Genomic DNA, 17,047 nt, shown 5'->3' on the forward strand with positions numbered 1-17,047 from the left:
GAAATGAGAATAATTAATAACAAACAACGTAATACGCAATTGAGAATAATTTTCAATTCTCAATTCTCAATTTTCAACTAAAATGAGCGAGACATTTGAGATGGTGGCCAAAACCCTATACGGGTTGGAAGAGATCTTGGCCGAGGAGTTATTAGCTTTAGGTGCCAACGACCTGCAGATCGGTCGTCGAATGGTTTCCTTCACGGGTGATAAGGAATTGCTTTATAAAGCGAATTTCCACAGCCGTACGGCCCTGCGCATTCTGAAACCGATTTATCATTTCAAGGCCAAAGATGCTGATACCGTTTACAAGGAGGTGAAAAAGGTGGAGTGGGAGAAGTATTTGTCGCTGGACAAGACGTTCGCTATCGACTCGGTGATCTATTCCGAGGATTTCAATCACTCGAAGTTTGTCGCTTACCGCACGAAAGACGCTATCGTGGATTATTTCATCGAGAAGTTCAAGAAGCGTCCGTCTGTTCGTGTCAATAATCCGGACTTATATATCAATATCCATATTTCGCATAACGATTGTACCTTGTCCATCGATAGCTCCGGCGAGTCTTTGCACAAGCGCGGTTATCGGGTGGATCAAACGGAAGCTCCGTTGAATGAGGTGTTGGCCGCCGGCATGATCCTGAAAACCGGTTGGAAAGGAGAGTCTAATTTCGTGGATCCGATGTGTGGTTCCGGCACATTGTTGATCGAGGCTGCCATGATCGCCTTGAATATCGCTCCGGGTATTCATCGCAAGGAGTTCGCTTTCCAGAAATGGGTGGACTATGATGAGGAACTGTTCGACCGTATTTATAATGACGAAAGTGGGGAGCGTGAGTTCGCTTTCCATTGCTATGGCTCTGATATTTCCCAAGCCGCTATCGATATCGCCTTGGAGAATATCCGCAGCGCTGGCTTGGTAAAATATATCGATCTGAAGGTGAAACCGTTCCAACAATATACGGAGGCTCCGCGACCGGGTATATTGGTGACGAACCCGCCTTACGGAGAGCGTATCTCGTCTCGTGATTTATTGGGATTGTATAATATGATCGGCGAGCGTCTGAAACATGTGTTCGTGGGGTATAAGGCTTGGATCCTGAGCTATAAAGATGAATGTTTCGATAAGATCGGCTTGCGTCCGAGTGAGAGGATTAAATTGATGAACGCTTCCTTGGAGTGCGAATACCGTTGCTATGAGTTATTCGAGGGAACCAATAAAGACTTCAAAAAGGCATTGAATGAGGATAGAGAGGCGCGTCTGCGTAGATCGGAAGGCTCTTTCGAGCGTAGGGGCAATGATCGTCCGGACTTCCGTACGGGTCGTGTGGATCGTCCGGAACGTCGTTTCGCCGCTGCCCATAGCGAGGAGGAGGATGAGCGTTTCGCTTCCATTCCGGGGAAACGTGTCTTTGGGGAAGACCGGGGAGAGGATCGTCCGATGCGCAAGAGATTCGGGGATGCCCCGAGTCGCAGGCCGATCAAGCCCAAAGGGGAACGCCCCGTGAAAATGCGTTATCGGGATGAGGATGATCGTAAGAAGGGGTTTGGCGATCATAAGCGTGATGGAAAACGTCTGTTTAATAAACCGATAAAACGAAGAGGATATGAGAAATATGAGGATTAGACCGTCTCTGTTTATAAGCTTTTGTCTGATTTTATTCGCGATGTCAATTACCGCCCAAGATAAGCAACTCACCTTGCACGACTTGATTCCGGGAGGAAAAACGTATAGCCGATTCGTACCTCGTAACTTGAAACAGTTGCGATGGTGTGGAGACGAGTACTTGTATGTTAAGGGAGATAGTGTGTTAGGGGCTAAGCCGGGGAAAAAAGAAGAGGTCTTCTTTTCGTTGGAAAGACTGAACGGGGCCTTGACGGCGGCAAATCTGCAGACAGTCGGCTCTTTGCCCGGCTTCTCGGCACCCTACGAAAGCGGTTCGGTCTTGGCTTTTACTAGCAAACAGCACCGGATTCACTACGACTACAAGAAAAATAGGGTAGTCGCTGATTACGCTTTGAGGAATAACTGGGCGAATTATGATTTCTGTCCGGCTACGAATAACTTGGCTTTTACGGAGGGGAACAATGTGCATATTTTATCCCCGGATGGACAAAATACGATCGTTACACGTGAGACAGAGGATGGCATCGTATGCGGGCAGGCTGTCCATCAACGGGAGTTCGGGATTACGAAAGGTATGTTTTGGTCTCCTAAAGGCTCGGCACTGGCGTTTTATCGTATGGATGAGCGTATGGTGACCGCTTATCCGTTGGTGAATATCGATACCCGTTGCGCTACCCCGGTTCCTCATAAATATCCGATGGCTGGAATGAAGAGCCATGAGGTTACGGTGGGCGTCTATCATGTATCTACCGGACAGACGGTTTGGCTGGAGACGGGCTTGCCGAAAGAGAAATACTTGACAAATATCGCTTGGAGCCCGGATGAGAAGAGTATTTATATCGCTGAGTTGAATCGCGAGCAGAACGAGATGCACTTGGTGCGGTACTCCGCCCTGACGGGAAAGAAAGAGGCTGATCTGTTTACCGAGACGGATCGTTGTTATGTGGAGCCGCAGCATCCCGTGCTTTTCTTGCCGAACGATCCGGATAAGTTTATCTGGCAGAGTGAGGCGGATGGCTATAACCATCTATACCTGTATGATACGACCGGAAAGGAATTAAGGAAGCTAACCGGTGGAGAATGGGTGGTTACTAAGGTGCTGGGCTTTAGCAAAGATGGGAATAAGGTGATTTTCGAGGGTACGGCGCCTCATCCCGTATCTCCGAATATGCAAGGAACGGGGATGCAACGTTATATTTGGGAGACGGATTTGAGAACGAATGAGATCATGAGTTGCTTGAGTTGGAAAGTGGGCGTGCACCGTTGGCTGCTTAGTCCCTCCGGCGAATACGCAATTGATTATGTAAGTTCTCCCTCCACCCCGAGGGATATCGATTTAGTCCGTGTGAAGGACGCTAAGGTGATTTCCACCTTACTTTCCGCTCCGGATCCCTTTAAATCGTATCGGATGCCGCGGATCAAGGTTGGACATCTCCTTGCCGCCGATGGGAAGACTCGCTTGAATTACCGGTTGACTTTACCGCCGGATTTGGATGAGACGAAGAAGTATCCTACGATTGTCTACGTCTATGGAGGCCCGCATGCCCAATTGGTTACGGGCGACTGGCAGAACGGGGTTCGCGGTTGGGATCTCTATATGGCACAGAGAGGTTATGTGATGTTTACCGTGGATGGCCGCGGCTCGGCAAATCGCGGACATGCTTTTGAGAGCGTGATTCATCGTAATTTGGGTATCAATGAGATGGCGGACCAAGTGAAAGGTGTCGAATTCCTGAAGTCCTTGCCTTATGTGGATGCCGACCGTATCGGGGTGCATGGCTGGAGTTATGGCGGTTTTATGACAACGAACTTGATGCTGACTTATCCGGAGATCTTTAAGGTTGGCGTGGCCGGAGGCCCGGTTATCGACTGGAGCAATTACGAGATCATGTATGGCGAGCGTTATATGGATCGCCCGCAGGATAATCCGGAAGGTTATGAGAATGCGAACCTGAAACGGAAGGCCGGTAATCTGAAAGGCCATCTGTTGATGATACATGGGGATATCGATCCGGTGGTGGTGTGGCAACACAGCCTCGGTTTCTTGAAGGCTTGCGTGGAGGCTGATACTTATCCGGACTACTTTGTTTATCCTCGTCATGAGCATAACGTGAGCGGTAAGGATCGTCCGCATTTGCATGAGAAGATTACGAGGTATTTCGATGACTACTTGAAAGATTGAAAATCAGAAGAGATATGAATATATTGTTATTAGGCTCTGGTGGGCGTGAGCATGCGATCGCTTGGAAGATCGCTCAAAGCCCGAAAGTTGATAAGTTATTTATCGCTCCCGGTAATGCGGGAACAGCGCTGGTAGGAACAAACGTGGATATCAAAGCGGATGATTTTGCCGCTATCAAGGATTTCGCGTTGGCGAACCAAGTGCACATGGTCGTGGTAGGTCCCGAGGATCCGTTGGTGAAGGGTGTTTATGATTATTTCAAGAAGGATGAGGCATTAAGCTCCATCCCCGTGATCGGACCGAGTGGGGAAGGTGCCCGATTGGAAGGCAGCAAGGATTTCGCCAAGGCGTTTATGATGCGTCATAATATCCCGACCGCCCGTTATAAGAGTATCTCCGCCGAAAACCTGGAGGAAGGCTATGCGTTCTTGGAATCTCTTTCCGCTCCTTACGTATTGAAAGCGGATGGATTGGCTGCCGGCAAAGGCGTGCTGATCATCGATCGTTTGGAGGAAGCCAAGAAAGAGCTGGAAGATATGCTGGGCGGAAGGTTTGGTGACGCGAGCAAGACGGTAGTAATCGAGGAGTTCTTGGAGGGTATCGAATGCTCCGTATTCGTCCTGACGGATGGCAACGATTACAAGGTGCTTCCGGTAGCGAAAGATTACAAGCGTATCGGTGAGGGCAATACGGGCTTAAACACAGGTGGAATGGGCGCTGTTTCTCCGGTTCCTTTCGCGGATGAGGCCTTTATGGCGAAGGTGGACGAGCGTATTATCCGTCCTACCGTAGAGGGATTGAGAGCGGAGAATATCGATTATAAAGGTTTCATCTTCTTGGGTCTGATCAACGTGAGGAATGAGCCGATGGTCATAGAATACAATTGCCGTATGGGTGATCCGGAGACAGAGGTCGTCATGCTTCGTATCCAAAGCGACTTGGTTGATTTGCTGGAAGGGGTAGCGGAAGGTAATTTAGCGGGTCGTACGTTGGTACAAGATCCTCGTGCGGCGGTTACGGTTATGTTGGTCAGCGGCGGTTATCCGGAGGCTTACGAGAAAAATAAGGTAATCACGGGATTGGATGGCATATCCTCGGAAAATATAGTGTTCCATGCCGGGACGAAGCGGGTAGAGGGCCGGATCCTGACGAATGGCGGCCGTGTGATCGCGGTTAGCTCGTATGGCGCCAACAAGGAGGAGGCCTTGGCCCGATCTTTCGCCGGAGCCAAGCGAATCGATTTCGACAAGAAGTATTTCCGTCGGGATATCGGGTTTGATTTGTAAATTAAAATTAGGGAGAATATACGTATGAAAAAACGAGAACTACTGCTTTTATGGATTATTTGTGCGCTCCTCCATGCCTGTTCGACGGATCAGACGAACGAACCGGGGAAGCGTGTTTCTGCGTTGGATGATGCCGCTTGGAACTATTCCGAATGGATATCCGTAGCGAATGCTCCTGTCGTAACGGGCGAGATCAATGGATCGAATGAGCGTGCGGCCGATGGCGCCGCTTGGTTCGTGAGTGTCGTAAAGAATGAGAAAGAGATAACTTCGGCACGCTGGATGACCACGGGCCTGGGAGTGTACGAATTATACGTGAATGGGAAGTTGATCGGGGAAGAGATCCTCAAACCGGGTTTTACGCATCCCTACAAGACGAAGCGTTCGTTTACGTATGAGGTAAGTGACGCCCTGTCGAAACAGGTGGAGGCGGAGAATGTTTTCGCTGTACAGGTGACACCGGGATGGTGGGCCGATAGAATCGTCACAAACAGCGGCCGGCAAGGGATGGTGGGCACCAAGGTCGCCTTCCGCGGAGTGCTTGAGCTTACCTATGCGGATGGCAGCAAGGCCTACCTCGGTTCCAATACGAGCGATTGGAAAGCCGGGATCGCCGGGCCGGTCAAGCATGCCGCTATTTTTGATGGCGAGGAATATGATGCCCGTGAGTTACCGGGATACGATACGCTCGATAAGCTCTCGACACCGGAAAAGAATACGGAATTTAAGGGAGAGATACTTCCTTCAAATGGAGGTGAGGTCTATTTTCGTGAGGATTTGGCGCTTTCTCCGCAAAAGGCCTATCTATGGAAAGGGGTCACCGGAGAGAGCGAGGAGGCTTATGGGAAGGTTGTCATAACGAAAGAATATGCGGCTGGCGAGGAGATGGTGGTTCATCCGGGTGAGACCCTTGTCGTGGACTTTGGCCAGAATTGCGCGGCGGTCCCTGCTTTCGAGTTCATGGCAAAGGCGGGTACCCGGCTGAATTGTCGTCCGTCTGAGATATTGAACGATGGAAATGGCGCGAAGAGCCGAGGAATGGATGGACCCGAAGGTAGTTGCCATCGCTTGAATCTACGCACTCCGGATACCGGGATGTTGCTCGACTATACCTTTGCTGATAATAAGGACTATGCGACCTATCGCCCTCATTGCACGTTCTACGGGTATCGCTTCGTGTCGATCACGGCCGATCAGGAGGTGCGTATCCGGTCGATCCGGTCGATTCCTGTCTCCTCCATTACCCGACAGATGGAGACCGGATCCATAACGACCGGCAACAAACTGGTCAATCAGTTGATCTCAAATACCCTATGGGGGCAACGTTCCAACTACCTCTCGGTTCCTACCGACTGCCCGCAACGCAACGAACGGCTGGGATGGACCGCTGATACGCAGGTATTTGCCGAGACCGGTACCTTCTTTGCCCATACCGCTGATTTCTTCCATAAATGGATGCGTGATGTGCGTGACACACAATCACCAACCGGGGCGTATCCCGGTGTCGCCCCGTTGGCCCAATACGGCGCGGCTCCCACGGATATGAACCGCTTGGGCTGGTCGGACGCGGGAGTTATCGTGCCTTGGGTTGTCTGGAAGCAATTTGGTGACGTCCGGATTATCGATGAGAACTGGGCGTCGATGGAGAAATATCTTGATCATATCAACGAGACCAAGTATGACCATCATGCCCTCAGCGCGGAGAATGGCAATTACCAATGGGCCGACTGGCTCAGTTACGAGCCGCTTGAGAGTTGCAGCGGCCGGCATACAGCGCAAGACGGATCCGGAACGCTTCCGGAGGCCTATGATTATTGGAATTACCTCAGCGCGAGTTACTGGCTTATAGATGCCGGAATGATGAGCGATATGGCTCGCGCGACGGGACGGGATGCCGCGAAATACGAAGCGATGGCGGCTCAGGCGAAACAGTATATATTGGATAAATTCCTGAAAGCCGACGGGACGTTTAAGACGGCGATATTCAATACCATGCAGACGCCTGCCCTGTTCGCCTTGAAGAACAAGCTGCTCGAAGGAACCGCCAAGGAGAACCTGATGAAACGGCTGCGCGACAACTTCGCCGAGCATGGCAATTGCCTTCAGACCGGTTTCCTGGGCACTTCCATCCTGATGCCTACGCTTACGGAGAATGGAATGAGCGATATCGCCTACGAGCTTCTTTTCCAGCGCAAGAATCCGAGTTGGCTGTATTCGGTAGATAATGGGGCGACAACGATCTGGGAGCGTTGGAATAGCTATATGCTCGATAAAGGTATGGGACCGCAAGGCATGAACAGCTTTAATCACTATGCCTATGGATGTGTATGCGAATGGATGTGGGAGACCATGGCCGGTATCTCCGCGGATACGGCGGAACCGGGATTCAAGCGCATTATCATGAAGCCGATTCCCGATAAGCGCCTGGAGTTCGTGAACGCGGAGTACAACTCGGCGGCGGGGATTATCAAGAGCGCTTGGAAGTATGAGGGAGACCGGTGGATCTGGGATTTCACCATTCCCGAAGGGGCGGTCGCTCTCGTGACACCTCCGGGCGAGAGCCAAGCGCGCGAGTATCGTGCCGGATCGTATCAGATCGTTAAATAAGCAGTTTATACTTACCCAAGTTTACATGAAGGTTTGTAAGCTTGGGTAAGATTATTCTCATACCATCGCGACCCGTTTCATCCCTTCAGGACGCGAATGGAAAAGAATCAGGTATTATGGCAAGAGAAACGACTTCATATTACGGACGTAGATATACCATAGCGACGCCTATGACCCATCTGTACATGCTTTGCGCCTGTATTTTCTGTTGGATCGCGGGGTATGTGGATTCGGTAGGTTATCCCGTGTATGGAGAGGTGACGGCTCCCCCTTTATGGAATGCCCTTTGCCGGGTTCTTCCGGGTAAGTTGTTTACCTATCTGATCGGCTTTTTGCTGATGGCCGGTGGCGCGTTTCTGGTGCATCGGGCCAACTATGCCTTGATGTTGATTCGCGAGAAGACCTTGCTTCCCTTCCTTTTCTATGCCTTGTTGACAAGTTCGAACCCGGATCTCTTTCCCTTGAAATCCGCGTCGGTCGGGGTGTTTTGCCTGATATTGGCCCTTTATCAGCTATTTACCTCTTACCATGCCCCGGAGGCCGCGGATAAGGCTTACAACGCCTCCTTGATGATCAGTGTCGGGAGTCTGTTGTGGATACACATCCTTTGGTTCTTTCCGCTGTTTTGGTTGGGGATGTACAACTTCAGGGCATTGAATATCCGGACCTTCGCCGCCTCCTTGTTCGGTATCCTGACGGTTTATTGGTTTGTTCTCGGATGGTGTGTCTGGGAACGGGATTTCACGGCGTTTGCCGTACCTTTCGCCTCCCTGCTCAAGATCCGCCTCCTCGCGGTACCGGAGATGGGGATTATAGATGGGGCACAGATCGCCTGGGTGGCGGGATTGACGGTCATTGCCTCGGTAAACATCGTCACGCATGAGTATGAGGATAGTTTGCGTACCCGTCAGTTCCTCTCTTTTCTGATCACCATGGCCGTTTGGTCGTTCGGGTTGTTCTTTATCTATGGGCAATCGTCCGAGGAGTTCCTGGAGATGGCCTGTGTGCCGGCCTCGATCCTGATCGCCCATTTCTTTACGGTGAACCGGGGGAAATACATCTTTGGGCTGTTCCATGTCTCGGTGGCCCTGTTTATCGCGTTATTAGTGATTCGGATATGGAATTTCTTGTAGCCTACGGGTATATCGGGGTGTTTATCGCCTCCTTTTTAGCGGCCACGATCCTGCCGTTTAGCAGCGAGGTCGTATTGACGGGTGTATTGCTGGCGGGCGCGGCCTACTGGCCTTGCATGATCGCCGCTACGCTGGGCAACTTCTTGGGCGGGATGAGCTGCTATGGGTTGGGGATGTTGGGGAAAGCGGAGTGGATCGAGAAATACCTGAGACTCGATCCGGCGAGACTGCGAAAGGTGCAGGATTGGATCAAGGGAAAAGGCGCCTGGACAGGCTTCTTCGTTTTCCTGCCCGGTATCGGCGATTTTATCGCCGTCGCCTTGGGCTTCTTGCGGGCGAACCGATGGGTCGTGGCGATCTCCATGTTCTTGGGGAAAGCGCTCCGCTATTGGGTTTGGATGGAGTTTGTCTATCAGGTGCAGACCCTGTTATGAGGCCTTTCCCCGCTCTTTATAGGTTCGCCGCAGGTATTCCCAATCTTCGCGGCCGGGGATCAGTTCGAGGAACGTAGTCGAGGTTTGCCGCATAAACACGCTCAGCGAGAAGAGCAACATGGCCGTGAAGGCGATGCTGGTGCTGACGGCCGCTCCGACGATGCCGTAGGCGGGAATCAGGACAGACCCGGCTATCCATAAGGTAACCAGCCCGATACAGGAGCTCGCGGCGCTGTACCGTATCTTCCCGCTGCCGATGAAGTAATGACCGACAACGCTGTTGCACCCCAATGTGACAATACCGGCCGACAAGCCGGTTATAACCTTCCGTACGCCTCCGAACTCGGCGCTGAAAAGGTAGTCGGTGTACACCCATTCCGGGATGCATAGGATACACCCCATCACGAGCGTCATCGCGCAGAAGGTCAGTTTCAGGAGCCGCAGGGTAATACGCTTTTGCTCGCTCACGTCAGCGGTCCTGGCCACGTTGCTGTAGGTTATGAAACTTACGCTGCGGCTGATGTGCCATACGCTCTCGGATACCTTTGTCCCGGCATCGAGCAAGCCTACGCCTCCCAGCCCGCTGAAACGCTCCATGAGGAAATAATTCAAGCGGGTGGTACACGTCTCCGCCAACCCGTCCGCGCCTGCCCATAAGCCATAGGCAAACATCTCCTTCACGATCTTGTAGAGCGGTTTCCCCGCCGGCCGGGGGGTCTCCCTCAGCAGGTAGGGGAGCAGCAGGATCAGGCTGGCCGCCAGGGCGATGCTATTGGTCGCGTACAGGCCCCATACATAGGATCGTACCTCTCGCAAGTTCGCCCCGTAATACAGGTAGAGGAGGATGAAGAAGAGCGATCCCCCCTGCAAGATAAACGTCAGGTTAAACCCCTTTATGTGATCTTTCCCCAAAAGGAACCGGGCATTGGCGGCGACGATCGAGTTGACGATCGCCAGCAGGTAGATATCCGGCCCATAGGCGGCCGGCAAGAGCCCCGCGAGATACATGCACGCGCAGGCCAGGGCGGAGCCTACGAAGGTCCAGAGGTAGGCGGGAAGGAAGATCGTCCGCATGGAATAGCGGTTCATGAAGTAGACGATCGTGCCCCCGCTGAGTATCCCGTTGAAAATTACGGCGATATTGATCGAGGCAACGATCAGGCCGACACGGCCGACCCCCTCGACGCCCAGCACCTTCGCGTTGACAAAGATCAGCGCGAGGTTGAGGAGGGCTATCAGATAGCGCGTCCCGATCGTTCCCAGTATCTTTCCCAGCATAGGCTATCGAAGTTGTAAGCCGTCCAACAGCCGTACGTAGGTATCGATCGCCTCCCGGATCTCCATGCCCCGGATAAACTCATCGGCGGAATGGGAGCGCGACGAGTGGCCCGGGCCGATCTTGACGGAGGGGAAGCGCATGAGCGCCTGGTCGCTGAGCGTGGGAGAGCCGAAGGGCGCCTTGCCCAGCAGGATCGCCCGCCGCACGAACGGGTGGCCCGGGTCCGTGCGGGTGGAGTTGAGGCGGAAGCTGCGGGCCTTGATCTCGCAGCGCACCTTCTCGCGGATCAGCTCGAACAGCCGCTCGTTGGTGTAGCACTCGTTGGTGCGGATGTCTACGGTGAACTCGCAGGTATCCGGGACGACGTTGTGCTGTGTCCCCGCGCGGATGATCGTGACGGTCATCTTCACCGGCCCGAGGAGGTCGCTCTTTTCCGGGAACGTGTAGCTGCTGAACCATTCGATCTCCTTCAGGGCCAGGGTGATGGCGTTGATGCCCTCGTCGCGGGCGGCATGGCCGGCTTTCCCGACGGTGGTGCAATCCAGCACCATAAGCCCCTTCTCGGCGATGGCGGGCCGCATGTCCGTCGGTTCCCCCACGACGGCGAAGGTGATGGGCGGGAGTTCCGCCAACGCGCGCTCGACGCCGTTTTTCCCGGACATCTCCTCCTCGCAGGAGGCCAGGAAGAGCAGGTTGTAGGGCTGCTCCTTTTGGCTTAAGAGGCAGAAGGCCTCGTAGAGGGAGACCAGGCTCGCGCCTGCGTCGTTGCTCCCGAGCCCGTATAGGGTATCGTCGTCGCCCTCCTCGGGGGTGAAGGGGTCTCGGGTCCAGCCGGCGACGGGCCTGACGGTGTCGGTGTGGGAGTTCAGCAAAAGGGTCGGCTTGCCGGGATCAAAACCGGGGGCGGTGATCCACAGGTTGTTGCCCGCGCGGGATACCGCTTGCCCGGCCTTTTGCCATTCCGCCCGCAGGAAGTCTGCCACGGCGGCCTCCTCGCGGCTGAAGGAGGGGCGGGAGATCATGCCTTTCAATAAATCGATCGCTTCGTAGTATCGTTCCATATTATAGTAAATCAGTTACGGTGCGTCTGTCTCTCTCCAGCTGGGCTTTCAGCGCCTCCACGCTGTCGAACCGGATGTCTCCGCGGAGGTGGCGGACGAACGAGACGCGAACGCGGTCGTTGTAGAGGTCTCCGGAGAAATCCAGGATGTTGACCTCCATGGAGATCTCCTTCCCGTTGCGGAGTGTCGGGCGGTCGCCGATGTAGAGCATGCCCTTGTATCGCTTGCCTCTCGTCTCTACCCACACGGCGTATACGCCGTTGCCCGGGATGACCTTGAGGGGCTCGTCCGCCCGTATGTTCGCCGTGGGGAATCCCAGCGTGCGCCCCACCTTATGGCCGCCGACGACGTGCCCCGACAGTTGATAGGGGGCGGTCAGCCAGCGGGCGGCCTCCGCTACCTCCCCGGCCTGCAGCAGCTTCCGGATCCCGGAGGAGCTGACGGGCGTGTTCCCCCCGTCGTAGGGAGGGGCCTTCAGCACCTCGATGCCGTGCGCGGCGCCGTAAAGGAGGTATCGCTCGAAGCTCTCCGTCCGGTCGTGCCCGAAACGATGGTCGTATCCGATCAGCAGGCTCTTCACGTGCAGCTCCTTCGCCAGGACGGAGGCGATGAACTCCTCGGCCGAGAGCCGGGAGAGCGCGAGCGTGAAATCCAGCGCGACGCAATAATCCACCCCGGTGGCCTCCAGCCGCTGTAGCTTCTCCTCGAAGGAGTTCAGCAGCCTCGGCCGGTAGTCCGCGTGCAATACGGCCCGGGGATGCTCCGGGAAGGTGATCACGGCCGATGGCAGGTTACGCGCCCGGGCGATCGCCCTCATCTCGCCGATCAGGAAGCGGTGCCCCACATGCACGCCGTCGAAAAACCCGATCGTAGCCACCAGCTCCGTTCCTCTCAGTCTGTCAAAATCATGTACGACAATCATCGCGCCTTTCTCTTTTCAGTTTCAATCCGAGGACAAATGTACGGGATAATTTTCAATAAACAGCTTTTTAACATATGTTCACGGGTATGGGGTCGATCGGGCGATCGAGCAGGGGGTCGATGCCGGGATCGACACCGGTGTCGAAGCCTCGACCGGCACAGGCATCGACCGGGCGACCGGCATAGGTATCGACCGGGCGACCGGCACAGCTGTCGATCGGGCGATCGGCATAGGCCTCGACCGGGGTTTCGGGGAGTCTGAAAAAATGCCTATATTTGCCGGATATGAAAACGAAAGCGCTACTCTTGATACTGATTCTCTCTTTCGGCCTGCCGGCGTCCGTACGCGCGACGGAGGAGATCCGCTTCAACCACCTGGGCGTGAAGGATGGGCTGCCCTCGAACGAGATTACCTGCATATTGAAGGACCGGAAAGGCTTTATGTGGTTCGGCACGACCTCGGGGCTGACCCGCTTCGACGGTTATGAGTTCACCGGCTATGGGCCGGGAGGGGCCGATTCCTCGTTCGTGGAGGGAGGCGTCTCGGAGCTGGCGGAGACCGCCGATGGCAAGCTCTGGATCACCTATTTCGACGGCGGGATCCGGGTGTACGAGCCGGCGGCCGACCGTTTCGTCCCCCGGGCGGAGATCCTGGATAGCCTGCGGCTGGAGAGCCTTCCGGCCCGTGTCTTCACGGACCGCGAGAAGCGGTTGTATTACACGACCCGCGACAACGGTTTCTATCGCTACGACCCGTCGCGGGGAGCGGTCAGCCGCTATCCGCTGGACGAGGCGGCGGGCGGCGTGTGCGGCGTCGGGGATGTGGGCGACCGGTTGTACGTGGTCCACACCTCCGGGAGGATACAGGGGATCGACAAGGCCTCGGGCAAAAGCCTCTTCCGGGATGATTACCTGACCGCTTACGCGAAAGCGCAGCCCTTCTATATGTTCGCCGACAGCGCGGGCGAGCTTTGGCTCTTCCTGAATCCCGGGCACGGCGACGGCGTGTTCCGCCTGGACCCGGGGAGCGGCGCCTGGAAGCATTATACGACCTCCACCCCGGTCGCCCTCTCCTCGCCGATGGTCCGCCACGTGCGGGAGGATACGGAGGGGAACATCTGGATCGCGACGGACCACGGCGGCATCAACCTGCTGGACAAGCGGAGGGAGGAGATGCGTTACCTGAGGAACAACCCCTTCGACCCGACGAGCCTGGGGCAGAACAGCGTGGTCTGCCTCTACCGGGACGACACGGGCATCATGTGGGCCGGGACCTACAAGAACGGCATCAGCTACTACCACGAGAGTATCTTCAAGTTCCGGACGGTCCGCTACCCCCTGTCGCGGATGTCGGACGCCTCGAACAACGATTACAACTGCGTGGTGGAGGATCCCTCCGGCGATTTGTGGGTGGGGACGAGCGGCAACGGCTTGCTGCGTTACAACCGGCAGACCGGCGCGTATACCTGCTACCGGGCGGGGAAGGAGAGCGAGAACGGGATCTCCGGAGACGTGGTGATCAGCCTGGCCAAAGACCCGGGCGGCAACCTGTGGATCGGTACCTATACGGGGGGATTGACCCGCTTCGACGGCAAGCGCTTCACGCATTACCGGGATGTCCCGGGAAGCCGGGACGGCTTGTCCGGCAACAGCGTGTACAGCCTCTACGCCGATGCCAGGAACCGCCTGTGGATCGGTACCCTGGACGGGGGGCTGGATCGCCTGGAGCTATCGACGGGCCGGTGGAGCTACTACCGCGCGGCCGACAAGCACGACGCGATCCGCTCGGATATCGTCTACAGCCTCTCGGGAGGCCCGGAAGGCGATATCCTCGTGGGAACCTCATCGGGCGTGAACCGGATCGAGCCCGAGACGGGGAGGGTGTCCGGCTTCGACGGGACAAGAGACGGGAGCTACCGCCTCAAGGAGCGGATCATCAACGTGGTATTCTCCGACAGCCGCCGGCTGCTCTGGATCGGGAGCCATCAGGGGCTGCACATCTACGATCCGCTCAAGGACCGGATGTATCATCTGGATCAGGCTGCCGGGCTGCCGGACAACAGTATCATGTCCATCCTCGAGGACGCCTATCATACCGTATGGGTCGGGACGAAAAACGGATTGCTGCACATCACCCCGATCCGGGAGGCCGGCAACACCTACCGGTTCAGCTGGAACAGCTACGATGAGAACGAGGGAGTGCAAGGACGCGTGTTCAACGTGAACAGCGCGGCCCGGCTGGCATCGGGCGAGCTGGCCTTTGGCGGCACCAACGGGCTTACCTTCGTCAATCCCTCCCGGATCCGCCATAACAGCTATTCCCCGCCGGCCGTGATCACCGGGCTTACCGTGAACAACGTGCCGGTAAAGGCGAGAGGGGTTTATGCCGGGCACAGGATATTGGAGCAAGACATCACCTACACGAACCGGCTCACGCTAACCTACGAGGAGCGCAATTTCGCGTTCAACATCTCCTCCTGCTGTTATTTCCTTCCCTTGAAGAACCGGTACGCCTTCAAGATGGAGGGCTTCGACGCGGACTGGACGACCGTGGATGCCCGGCGGCGGCGGGTTACCTACACGAACCTGAACCCCGGGACGTATACCTTCCAGGTCAAGGCGCGAAACAACGACGGGGTCTGGAGCAAAGCGGTCACCCGCCTGGAGATCACCATCCTGCCGCCTTTCTGGGCGACCGGATGGGCGATCGCCCTCTACGTGATAACAGGGGTGTTGTCGGCCTGCGGAGCCATGCGCTTCATCCTTCGCGTCCAGCAGAGGAGGCTGGAGCGGGAGCAGGAGCGGGCGATCGCGAGAAAGCAGCATGAGGTGGATGAGATGAAACTCCGCTTCTTCACGAACGTGAGCCATGAGTTCCGCACGCCCCTTACGCTCATCCTGACTCCCTTGGAGAAATTGATGAAGACGGAGGAGAATGCCGAGACGCGGCAGATCCTGCGATTGATCCATCGGAATGCCGACCGGTTGCTCAAGCTCGTGAACCAGTTGCTGGATTTCCGCAAGATCGACGCGCGGGGAGGGGATACGCTCGTCTTGTCTACGGGCGATATCGTGCCGTTTGTCCGGGATGTGGCCTATTCCTTCAAGGAGCTCTCGGAGCAGAGACAGATCCGCTTCTCCTTCTCCTCGGTTTTCACCTCGCTGCCGATGAGGTTTGATACGGATAAGGTGTTCAAGATCGTATCCAACCTGTTGAGCAACGCGTTCAAGTTTACGCCGGAAGGGGGAGCGATTACCGTAACCCTGAGCCTGGCGCCGGACAGGGAGGGACGGGACCAATTGCGGATAGCGGTCGCCGATAGCGGCATCGGGATCCCCGCGGATAAACAGGAGGCCATATTCGACCGTTTTTACCAGGTCCCCTCTTCCGATAAGGGAAATCCCGCGATGGGGACAGGCATAGGCTTGCACCTGTGCCGCGAGTTTGCCCGCATGCACCAAGGCTCGGTCGCGGTGAGAAGCGAGCCGGGCGCGGGCAGTACGTTTACGGTGACTTTGCCTCTCCTCCCGCCGGACCACCCGGATATCATCTCCTCGCCGGACGAGGGGGGGGGTCGTGAGGGGCAAGCCGCTCCGGCCGGGCCTGCGCCGGAGGCCGCCGATACGGAGGCCGCGCGGGCCGCGGGATCCACCCTGCTGGTCGTGGACGATAACGCGGACTTCCTGGAGTTTATGAGACTCAGTTTGAGCGGCGCCTATTCCGTGCTTACGGCGGCGGATGGGGAAGCGGCCTGGAAAATCATCCCGGAAGAGCTCCCGGATATGGTGATCAGCGACGTGATGATGCCTGTTACCGATGGTATCGCGTTGTGTCGCCGGATCAAGGGCGATATACGCACCTCGCATATCCCGGTGATCCTATTGACAGCGAAATCGGCGGAGGATAACCAGCTGACGGGCCTGGAGGCGGGCGCGGACGATTATATCGGCAAACCCTTCAACATGGATATGCTGCTGTTGAAAATACGGCATCTGGTGGAGATGAGGAAGAGGATGCAGCAGTCCTTTATGCAGTCCTCCGCCAGGGGCATCGCCTTGACGGAGGTACAAGCCGGCTCCATGGATGAGGCGTTGATGCGCAAGGCCATCGCCTATATCGAGGAGCAGATCGCCAATCCGGAATTGTCGGTAGAGCGGCTGAGCCGGGAGATGGGCATGAGTCGCGTGAACTTCTACAAGAAGTCTCTTTCCATCACGGGCAAGGCTCCGGTGGAGTTGATCCGTACGGTTCGCTTGAAGCGTGCGGCGCAGTTGCTGGAGAAGAGCCAGATGCGGGTCAACGAGGTCGCGGTGGAGTGCGGTTTCAATGACGTGAAGTTATTCCGGAAGTATTTTAAGGATGAGTTCGGAAGGCTTCCCTCCGACTATCATAAATGAGCCTCCCTCCCCTCCCCCGACAAAGCCACGTAATCAGGGGATATAACAAAATATCCCCTGAAAAGAAACATTCCTCCCCTGCCTTTCCGCCGCGAACCTCTTACCTTTGCCGGCGATGAAGA

The 17,047-nt window shown here is 55.8% G+C and carries 10 protein-coding genes; 7 read left to right on the plus strand and 3 right to left on the minus strand.

The genetic code is table 11. The annotated features are described in order from the left end of the window. The first annotated feature begins 82 nt into the window (after positions 1–82). The 6 genes from G7Y39_RS04110 (at position 83) to G7Y39_RS04135 (ending at position 9,266) form a co-directional block, all read left to right on the plus strand. Positions 83–1,624 carry a class I SAM-dependent RNA methyltransferase gene (locus G7Y39_RS04110; protein WP_165155332.1) on the plus strand — a complete coding sequence of 514 codons (1,542 nt, stop codon included), beginning with the start codon at positions 83–85 and terminating at the stop codon, positions 1,622–1,624. Beyond that, complete coding sequence (locus tag G7Y39_RS04115; protein ID WP_165155333.1) at positions 1,605–3,806, plus strand: S9 family peptidase; 2,202 nt, start codon at positions 1,605–1,607, stop codon at positions 3,804–3,806. Before G7Y39_RS04110 ends, G7Y39_RS04115 begins: the two co-directional genes overlap by 20 nt. A gap of 14 nt (positions 3,807–3,820) precedes the next feature. Further along, positions 3,821–5,092, plus strand: coding sequence for a phosphoribosylamine--glycine ligase (purD, locus tag G7Y39_RS04120; RefSeq protein ID WP_165155334.1), 1,272 nt, complete (start codon positions 3,821–3,823; stop codon positions 5,090–5,092). A 24-nt stretch (positions 5,093–5,116) separates the two neighbouring features. Continuing rightward, complete coding sequence (locus G7Y39_RS04125; RefSeq protein ID WP_165155335.1) at positions 5,117–7,699, plus strand: family 78 glycoside hydrolase catalytic domain; 2,583 nt, start codon at positions 5,117–5,119, stop codon at positions 7,697–7,699. A gap of 116 nt (positions 7,700–7,815) precedes the next feature. After that, complete coding sequence (locus G7Y39_RS04130; protein ID WP_165155337.1) at positions 7,816–8,832, plus strand: hypothetical protein; 1,017 nt, start codon at positions 7,816–7,818, stop codon at positions 8,830–8,832. Next, on the plus strand, positions 8,817–9,266 hold the full coding sequence (locus G7Y39_RS04135) for a YqaA family protein (RefSeq protein WP_165155339.1): 450 nt from the start codon (positions 8,817–8,819) through the stop codon (positions 9,264–9,266). Before G7Y39_RS04130 ends, G7Y39_RS04135 begins: the two co-directional genes overlap by 16 nt. On the opposite strand, the gene G7Y39_RS04140 is transcribed toward G7Y39_RS04135, so the two are convergent. From G7Y39_RS04140 to ribF, 3 genes are read right to left on the minus strand one after another with little or no spacing between them, the layout of a single operon-like run. Then, positions 9,261–10,544, minus strand: coding sequence for a lipopolysaccharide biosynthesis protein (locus G7Y39_RS04140; protein ID WP_165155341.1), 1,284 nt, complete (start codon positions 10,542–10,544; stop codon positions 9,261–9,263). The two genes, G7Y39_RS04135 and G7Y39_RS04140, sit on opposite strands and share 6 nt — an antisense overlap. A 3-nt stretch (positions 10,545–10,547) precedes the next feature. After that, positions 10,548–11,606: a M20 family metallo-hydrolase gene (locus G7Y39_RS04145; RefSeq protein WP_165155343.1), complete on the minus strand. Its 1,059-nt coding sequence runs from the start codon at positions 11,604–11,606 to the stop codon at positions 10,548–10,550. 1 nt (position 11,607) lies between these two features. Further along, complete coding sequence (gene ribF, locus G7Y39_RS04150) at positions 11,608–12,528, minus strand: riboflavin biosynthesis protein RibF (RefSeq protein ID WP_165155345.1); 921 nt, start codon at positions 12,526–12,528, stop codon at positions 11,608–11,610. A gap of 284 nt (positions 12,529–12,812) precedes the next feature. Here ribF and G7Y39_RS04155 point away from each other — a divergent pair, with 284 nt between their 5' ends. Next, entirely contained in the window at positions 12,813–16,925 is a 4,113-nt protein-coding gene (locus tag G7Y39_RS04155) for a hybrid sensor histidine kinase/response regulator transcription factor (protein WP_241159958.1), read from the plus strand. Positions 16,926–17,047 lie beyond the last annotated feature (122 nt).

The sequence above is a fragment of the Parabacteroides sp. ZJ-118 genome (assembly GCF_011038785.1).
GTDB lineage: Bacteria > Bacteroidota > Bacteroidia > Bacteroidales > Tannerellaceae > Parabacteroides.